2 protein-coding genes are annotated in these 2914 nt (G+C 61.8%); both read left to right on the top strand.

The genetic code is table 11. The annotated features are described in order from the left end of the window. The first annotated feature begins 97 nt into the window (after positions 1 to 97). Entirely contained in the window at positions 98 to 1573 is a 1476-nt protein-coding gene (locus ACTHXA_RS15360; protein ID WP_441673756.1) for an NAD-dependent succinate-semialdehyde dehydrogenase, read from the top strand. 54 nt (positions 1574 to 1627) lie between these two features. Next, the gene (locus tag ACTHXA_RS15355; protein WP_441673755.1) at positions 1628 to 2863 is read left to right on the top strand and encodes an MFS transporter; all 1236 of its coding nucleotides are present in this window, start codon (positions 1628 to 1630) and stop codon (positions 2861 to 2863) included. The last annotated feature ends 51 nt before the right edge of the window (positions 2864 to 2914 follow it).

Genomic DNA, 2914 nt, shown 5'->3' with positions numbered 1-2914 from the left:
CTAGCGGGTGTACCGTTCTATAACGTGCGTATTCGCGCGCAGTCGCATCGGCGCACCAATCACGCGCGCACACGAACAAATCATGAGGAGCACAGTTATGACCTTCACCAATGAGGCTGACCTCATTGCCAAGATCCCCACGCAGCTATTTATCGGCGGCGAATGGGTAGACGGCAACAACGAGCCTTTCGCAGTACTTGACCCTTCAAATGGCAAGGTGCTCACCCACGTTGCGAACGCAACCCCCGAGCAGGGCACCGCAGCACTCGACGCAGCTGTCGAGGTCAAGGAATCCTGGGCACGAACGACGCCTCGCGAGCGCGCAGAGATTCTCCGCAAGGCTTTCGAACGACTGATTGAGCTCCGTGACGAATTCGCGCTGCTGATGACTCTCGAAATGGGTAAGCCACTCGCAGAAGCACAGGGTGAAGTGACCTACGGTGGCGAGTTCCTGCGCTGGTTCTCGGAAGAGGCTCCCCGCGTGATCGGCCGCTACGGCTCGACCCCGGAAGGCAATGCACGGATGCTCGTATCGAAGCACCCGGTAGGCCCCTGCTTCCTCATCACCCCCTGGAACTTCCCACTCGTGATGGCAACGCGCAAGATCGGTCCGGCACTCGCTGCCGGTAACACGGTCGTCGTCAAGCCCGCCTCGCTCACGCCGCTGACCACCCTCTACCTCGTGAAGATCTTCGAAGAGGTGGGCCTGCCCAAGGGCGTCATCAACGTCATCACCACTCGCGACACCGCAGGTGTCTCGAACGTGATCATGGAAGACGACCGCCTGCGCAAGGTCTCCTTCACCGGTTCGACCCCGGTCGGTATTGGTCTCATGAAGCAGGCTGCCGACAAGGTCCTGCGCAGCTCGATGGAGCTCGGCGGTAACGCACCGTTCGTCGTCTTCGAGGATGCCGACCTCGACAAGGCCGTGGACGGCGTGATCGCCGCGAAGTTCCGCAACATCGGCCAGGCCTGCACCGCGGCAAACCGCATCTACGTGCAGCAGTCCATCGCTGATGAGTTCTCGAAGCGTGTCGCCGAGCGCGTCTCGGGCTTCAAGATGGGTCGCGGTACCGAAGACGGCATTGTCATTGGTCCACTCGTCGAAGAGAAGGCAGTGAACAAGGTTGCCGAGATGGTCGAGGATGCGAAGGCCAAGGGTGCAGAGGTCGTCACCGGTGGCCAGAAGGGTGCCGGCGAGGGGTTCTTCTACGAAGCAACCGTCCTCAGCAACGTCAGCCTGGATTCGCAGGTCGTCAACGAAGAAATCTTCGGACCGGTCCTGCCGATCATCCCCTTCGAGACCGAAGAGGACGCCGTCAAACTCGCCAACGGCACCGAATACGGCCTTATGTCCTACGTCTTCACGGAGGACTTCGCACGCGGCCAGCGCATGATCGACCGCATCGAAGCCGGCATGATGGGCCTTAACATCGGCGTTCTCTCGAACGCGGCAGCACCCTTCGGTGGTGTCAAGATGTCGGGCCTCGGTAAGGAAGGCTCCTTCGAGGGCATCGAAGAATACCTCTACACGAAGTACACCGCGGTACCGGACCCCTACGCGGGCCAGTAACCCACACCGCAACTGCACGAGGCGCCTCTGGCGCGCGGGGCTATGCTGAACTTCATGTCAGCAGTCCCCGCGCCAGAGGCGCCTCGTCGTGCACCGGGAATTCTTCTCGTTGTGCTGATGATCGCGATGGCGGCAGGTCCCACCTTCAACTTCGCCCTCAGCGCGCTCAGTGCCACGATCATTGATGAGTTTTCGATTAGCGAGAGCCAATACGGTCTGCTGATTTCGGTGATCTTCGTGAGCGCCGGCGTCACCTCGACCTTCCTCGGTGTGCTCGCTGATCGACTCGATCCGCGCTTTCAAATGCTCATGATCGTCGGCGGCACAATGCTCGCCTTTCTCGTGAGCGCGAGTGTCCACGCCTACTGGGTGCTTGTGGTCGCGGCGCTGATTGCGGGCCCCTCGCAGGCGTTCTCGAACCCCCTCACGAACCGCATTATCAGCGCCCGGGTGCCGGCAGCCCAGCGCTCACCGTGGATGGGGTGGAAGCAGTCCGGGGTGCAGGTCGGGATGCTCGTGTCCGGGTTGGCGTTTCCGATCATTGCGGCCTGGTCGGGCTGGCAGGGCGCAGCGCTCATCGGTGCCGCAGCGCTCGTACCGGCAGGGATCCTGTCCTGGACCGTAATTTCGAAGCTGCGAATGCCGAAACCGGACCAGACGCAGCCGATCACCCTCAGCATCCCGATACCGAAGGGATCGAAACGACTGCCGCTTGCGGTGTGGCTCTTCGCGATCGTCTCCTTCCTGAACGCGGTGGGCGTGCAGGGCGTCAATGGCTTCGCGTCGCTGTTTGCGGTGCAAGCAATGGGCTATTCGATCACGATCGCGGGTCTCATGCTCGGCGTCATCGGAGTGTTCGGGATTCTCAGCCGTATCGGTTGGGCGCGAGTGACGGGCAAGATGGGCCGTCCGTCAATGCTGATCATCGTGATGAGCCTCGGCGGCATCCTCGGGCTGTTGCTGCTCGTTGCCGCTGAACGGACCCAGATTGACGCGCTGATGTGGGTTGGCGTGGTCTTTCACGCCGCCTTACCCTTGGCTGCCAACGTGGTCATCAATTCGGGCATTGTGGATGCGGCGCCCAAGTCACGAATCGGTGTCGCCACCGGTCTCGTCTCGGCCGGGATGTATCTTGGGTTCGCGCTCGGTCCGGTGATCGTGGGCGCGATTGTGGAGGCCACCGGAGCGTTCACCATGGGCTGGGTGGCCGTGGGCGCGACCTATATCGGCTGCTTTATTGTCGCGCTCTTCCTCGTGCGGGCGCAGCGTCAATCCGCCTCCTCCGCCTAGGTTGTGTCCTGTAAGTGTCATCGGAGGCGGAGCACGATGCTGGCGATGAGT

It is taken from the genome of Gulosibacter sp. (assembly GCF_052090685.1).
Taxonomy (GTDB): Bacteria; Actinomycetota; Actinomycetes; order Actinomycetales; family Microbacteriaceae; genus Gulosibacter.
This window is presented reverse-complemented; position numbering and strand designations above follow the sequence as displayed.

Bases quoted from the DNA above. Each gene is read 5' to 3' on its own strand.
- ACTHXA_RS15355 (WP_441673755.1), top strand. From the start codon at position 1,628: ATGTCAGCAGTCCCCGCGCCAGAGGCGCCTCGTCGTGCACCGGGAATT.
- ACTHXA_RS15360 (WP_441673756.1), top strand. From the start codon at position 98: ATGACCTTCACCAATGAGGCTGACCTCATTGCCAAGATCCCCACGCAG.